Consider the following 5131-nt stretch of genomic DNA (forward strand, 5'->3'; position numbering starts at 1 on the left):
GGATCTTGAAAGCCTTCATAAGGTCTCCAGGGTTCTCGAATGGTCCGTCAGGGGTGTAATAAAGTCCCATGTTCGGCATTGCACCGTAGAACAGAGGAATGACCATGTTCTGCTGGCAGACTTCCATTGTCTGGCACTCGTTTGATACTACAGGCTTCACTGGCTTGTAGCTGTAGTCAATGTGCCCGAGTTCCATTGTGTCAGCACCAAAGGCGCGCTCGTGTGTCATGCAGCCAACTAGGCGGCTGGAAGGAATACCAACACCGCTGTTGCCCTGGTCACCGTCAAGTCGGATAGTACCAATATCGTGCGTTACGGGAATTTCCATACCCTGTTCAACACTGACAGCCTTGCCAGGCATCATAAGGATTTCTGCAAGTTTGTCGAGTTCATTAGCATTAAGAGCAGGAATCTCACCAAGATCGGCAGCGTTTGCAGTACCAGCCTCAATCTCTGCCATTATCTGTTCTTTGGTAAGGAAGATGCGTTTACCGTCTCCCATTCTCAAAGCATATTCAGTTGCCATTTTTTTAATCCTCCTTTCTTGTTATCTTTAATTTTCAGATTTTGAAAACTATGTTCTGGGGTTTAGAATTTGGAAACAAAGGTTCTGGCTTGCCAGAGGGCTACTATCGCCAAAATAAGGATAAAAACCATCCACAGGACATCTGCTGCCGGTATGATGGAATTTGCCCAGTATGCGTTATAAGCTTCCATAGCCGCTGCTGTTTGTGTCATTTTTATATCCTCCAATCACACATATCTGAGGCAAGCATCAGAGCCTCGCTGTATACCAAAGTCCGTTATCTTGTATTTGTGCAGTAGAAAACCTTTTTTGTAGATTCCGTTGTCGTCAACTTTTTGCTCCACATCCCTCAGCATTCCTCCGGATGCCAGTTCGATGATGTCAAAGTTAATGCTATCCCTTTGGAAATCACTCCTCATACCGTATTCTTCCTGGATCTTCTGAACGATTTCATAGTTCCAGTATTCCTTTCCGTCTAGGAAAAGCTCCAAGATTTTGAACTTGATAGGGCGTTTTCCACTCACTTCAGTCACCTCTCAGGGTTTCAAGTGCACTTGTGTCTTCAGTAAACATAATGAAACTCCCTGCGATACAGAGAAGACCGCCCAAAATAATCGTCCAATCTGGAACGTCTCCAAAGAATAGGAATATGAATATGACCGCGCAGAACCCATAGAGGTTCCCTATGCCCTGACCTCTTCCTACTCCTATAAGCGGGAATGATTTGTACCAGGTAACATAACAGAAACCAAATGTAATGCCTGCGAAGATCAGGATCAGCAGAGTTAAAGGCTCGAAAGCCTGCACTGCAAACGAGTACATCGGAAAGCCTACAAGCGCGAGAATTGGCACAATTATGATCCACCAGATTATGTTTTCTCCAAGGAAGCGAAGAGTCAACCCGGCATCAGGCTCTGAAATATCTAGCCCTTTGCCTGCAATTGCACCTTCAGTACCCCAGCCTATGGCAGCCATCAAACCTCCAAGATACCCTATCCAGGGGACATTTCCTGAAGAAAGTTCGTTAAGAAGCCCGCCACCATAGATTGAGACACCTCCAAGAACGATAACTGCAATACCGATTGCTGCTCTTTTGGAGATCCTTTCTCCGTACCAGTAATAGGCAAGAATCGAGCCTATGACAGGATAAAGAAGGCCTGCAACAGCTGCAAACGATCCGCCGATAAAACCCATAGCAATAAAAGAACCAAGAATTGCCATTGGGCCACCGCATATAGAAGCCAGGAAGAACCATTTAGAACAGGTGTGGAATTCTCTAAGTGTCCTGCCCAGTTCTTTGTATTTTCCAAGCACTCCGTTCCAGACCATAAGCGCTAGCATGACAGTCAATGCATTAAAGGCAGTAATCAGTACAGCAGTCACAACGAGAGCTATGCCATCTCCGCTTGTTTCAGCAATAGCACTATTCATTTTATCAAACGGGTTAAGAACCCAAACAACGGTTCCTGGCAAATACCAGATTCCCCAGAATAAAGCACAGAAAAAGGCCCACATATACCCTTTACTGATCTTTCTTTTACTTTCCTGTTTTTTTAAAGCTTTCAAATCCACGAAAACTCCCTCCATTTTTCAGAACGCTGTGGAGTTCCCTCGGGACATAATCTCCAGTCCACATTCCACAGCCTGAAAGTCAGCCTAAAAGCTCTTTTTTGTGGGTCTTATACCTCTGGGAATATTTTCCAATTTTTTTGATTCAAACTCCCTTTTAACTGCTGTTTTTATTTGCTCTTCAGATTGCATCTAAGTTACCATTTTTACAATCGTTTTAAGCCGTTTTTATAATATTCCCATGAGCGGTATTGATCTGTAAGAGCTCTTACAGCTATATCCTAAGCTACAGTTTCACAAAAATTGAACAAAATAGAGTGTTGCAGAAAATGTACTCTTAAATACATTTTCTGCAGTTTAAACTGTTTGCTAAGGCTGCTTTATTAGACGTTCAGGGTTGCCTTGATCTTGGCGACTGCATCGTTGGCACTTTCACCATAGATGTCTGCACCGATCTTGTCTGCCCAGTCTTGGGTAACAGGAGCGCCACCAACCATGGTCTTGACCTGGTCGCGGACACCTGCCTCTTTCAGCTGCTCCTCGATCTGGATCTGGTTGACCATTGTGGTTGTCATAAGTGCGGAGGATGCGACAATCTGGGGTTTGACTTCCTTTACAGTATCGACATAGTTCTTAATTGGGACATCTCTTCCAAGGTCCACAACTTTGAAACCGGCAATTTTGAGCATAGAAGCTAAAATGTCCTTTCCGATGGAGTGGATGTCGCCTTCGATAGTTCCGAGAACAACGGTTCCAAGGCTCTTGGTATTAGCTTTGCGCTTTTCCATTTCCGGTGTGATAACTTTTATACCGGCATTCATTGCCTCGGCGGCTGCGAGCACGTGGGGCAGGAAAAGTTCACCCTGGCCGAATTTTTCCCCTACTTCTTCCATGCCTGCGGTAAAGCCCTTCTCAATGAGCTCTACAGGGTCGATGTTTGCTGCAAGGGCTTCAGCTGCGACTTCTTCTGCAAGTTCGTCGTCAAAATCAGTGATTGCTTCTTTTGCTTTTGCAATGATTGCTTCTTTGTTTGCCATTTTTATATCTCCTGAATATCTGAATATTGTAATTACATGCCTCTGAAGGCTTTGTCAGCCTTGTCCACGATTGCCTTCATGTCCTTGAGGATGTCTGCGTCGATTGGGGTTACCTGGTGGTTCTTGAGAACGTCTACAACTACGTCGTGTGCAGCGGATGCAAGGTCCTTTGATCCGGCTGCTGCCCAGTCTCCGAACATGCGCCTGTCTATGATCTTGGGGTCAGAGGGGTAGTTCACAAGCTGCCTGGTCTGTTTGAGTGCAAGGAAGTTGTTTCCGATGCCTACTTTCTGGATGGATTCGACAGCAAGGGTTTCCTCATTTACAGGGACTCCCTGGAGGGCTTTTTTTGTCATCTTGATGATATCGTTGTCGATAACGAGCTGCTCCATAGAGAAGGTCATACCGAGCTCAAGCATACCGGCACCGTACAGGGTGTTTGCTCCGGAGAGAGCTGGGAGGAGACAGGTCATTGTCTTTTCGTGTCCGGCCTGGCCATCTGGGATCTTTGCATCAGACTAGGTGCCTGCCACGAATGCTGGGAGGCCATAGAACTGGGCGAGTTTTGCGACAGATGCGCTGATCAGGCCGAGTTCGGGAGATCCGACGGGGGCAGTGCCCTTCTTCATGTCAAAAGTTGTAGTAGAGCTTCCGTACCAGACTTTGGTTCCGGGGACAGTAAGCTGGGCAAGCACAATTCCGGAGAGGACTTCTGCGTTGTGTGTAACAAGGGTTCCTGCAAGGTAAACAGGAGAAGATCCGCCGGACATTGCCATACTCAGGACGTTTACAGGCATTCCAAAGCGTGCGCCTTTCATGATGACCTGACATGCGTTAACGCTGAGCTCAAGAGGGCTTGTCGGGCAGACCAGCATGGAGAAGATAGATTTCTTCCTTGCTTCTTCTTCATCGCCGCCGTAGTAGGCCTTTACGATGTCTCTGTAGTACTCGACGTTTTCGCCGACAGGGTCAATGTGGTGGTAGTGCTTGGAGGTGCTTGCAAGTGGGGTGAGGGTCTCGTGGACGTCCTGTGCACCCTGACCTGCAACGTCCCTTGCGGAAACAGGCAGAGAGAAGTAGTCGATGTTTTCAGCCCAGTCACAGAGTTTTGCAATGTCTGCAATGTCCTGCTCGACGGAGTCAACGGTTACGTACTTGCCGTCCTGATACTTGCACATCTTGACACCGGTACCGAAGCAGGTCCAGTGAACCTTGCCGCCGCATTCCTGCACGGTGTTGTACTTCTTGTCGCGGCCCCAGAGGACGAATCTGGATGGTGCGAGCTGAAGGGCTCTTCTTACAAGATATTCAGGGATCTTTACAATGTTAGTCTTTTCGTCAACGTCACAGCCATTTTCCTTGAAGATCTGCCTTGCCTCGGGGTCAGAGACCTGGATACCGGGGTTCATCAGAACTTCCATGGTTGCGTAGTGAATTGCTTTAAGTTCATCAGTGGTAAAAAGGTTTAATTCTACACCATTGAGTGCGTTAAATCCAGCAACTGCATTATTTTTTGCCATTTTTATAACCTCCGAATTAGAATCATTTATGCCAGCAACTCTTTTGCTTTTGCAACAGCCTCGCTTGCGTTTTCTGCATAGCAGTCTGCGCCGATCTTGTCAGCCCATGCCTGGGTTGCGGGTGCGCCGCCTACCATGACCTTTACTTTGTCCCTCATACCTTCTTCCTTGAGGAGCTCAATTACATCCTTCTGCCCCTGAAGGGTTGTGGTCATAAGGGCGGAAATTCCAATCATATTAGCGTTGACTTCCTTTGCCTTTGCGATAAAGTTCTTGATTGGAACATCACGGCCGATGTCGTGCACTTCAAAACCAGCAGATTGGAGCATGGTGGAAACAATTGCTTTTCCAATATCATGGACGTCACCTTCTACGGTACCGTTCACAATAACACCGAGCTTTGAGCCGGAAGCCCCTTCAGGCATAAGATCCTTAAGAGCTGTAACTCCTGCAGTCATTGCATCGGCAGCCATCATAAC

The 5131-nt window shown here is 47.0% G+C and carries 6 protein-coding genes and 1 pseudogene; all 7 read right to left on the reverse strand.

The window, feature by feature from the left end:
* On the reverse strand, positions 1–526 hold a 526-nt coding region (gene mtbB, locus BP549_RS00150), incomplete at its 3' end, for a [dimethylamine--corrinoid protein] Co-methyltransferase (protein WP_292377274.1).
* A 62-nt stretch (positions 527–588) separates the two neighbouring features.
* A complete protein-coding gene (locus tag BP549_RS00155; protein WP_292377275.1) occupies positions 589–738 on the reverse strand; it encodes a hypothetical protein in 150 nt (49 codons plus the stop codon).
* Between the two features lie 15 nt (positions 739–753).
* Positions 754–1050, reverse strand: coding sequence for a hypothetical protein (locus BP549_RS00160; protein WP_292377277.1), 297 nt, complete (start codon positions 1048–1050; stop codon positions 754–756).
* A 1-nt stretch (position 1051) separates the two neighbouring features.
* Entirely contained in the window at positions 1052–2113 is a 1062-nt protein-coding gene (locus tag BP549_RS00165) for an EamA family transporter (RefSeq protein ID WP_292374335.1), read from the reverse strand.
* Positions 2114–2478: 365 nt separating this feature from the next.
* A complete protein-coding gene (locus BP549_RS00170) occupies positions 2479–3132 on the reverse strand; it encodes a methyltransferase cognate corrinoid protein (RefSeq protein WP_292374333.1) in 654 nt (217 codons plus the stop codon).
* A gap of 32 nt (positions 3133–3164) precedes the next feature.
* Positions 3165–4652: pseudogene (gene mttB / locus BP549_RS00175) on the reverse strand ([trimethylamine--corrinoid protein] Co-methyltransferase).
* Between the two features lie 26 nt (positions 4653–4678).
* Positions 4679–5131: cobalamin B12-binding domain-containing protein (locus tag BP549_RS00180; protein WP_292377278.1), on the reverse strand; the 453-nt coding region annotated here is incomplete at its 5' end.

The sequence above is a fragment of the Methanosarcina sp. UBA289 genome, assembly GCA_002496565.1.
Taxonomy (GTDB): Archaea; Halobacteriota; Methanosarcinia; order Methanosarcinales; family Methanosarcinaceae; genus Methanosarcina.

Bases quoted from the DNA above. Each gene is read 5' to 3' on its own strand.
- BP549_RS00155 (WP_292377275.1), bottom strand. From the start codon at position 738: ATGACACAAACAGCAGCGGCTATGGAAGCTTATAACGCATACTGGGCA.
- BP549_RS00165 (WP_292374335.1), bottom strand. From the start codon at position 2,113: ATGGAGGGAGTTTTCGTGGATTTGAAAGCTTTAAAAAAACAGGAAAGT.
- BP549_RS00170 (WP_292374333.1), bottom strand. From the start codon at position 3,132: ATGGCAAACAAAGAAGCAATCATTGCAAAAGCAAAAGAAGCAATCACT.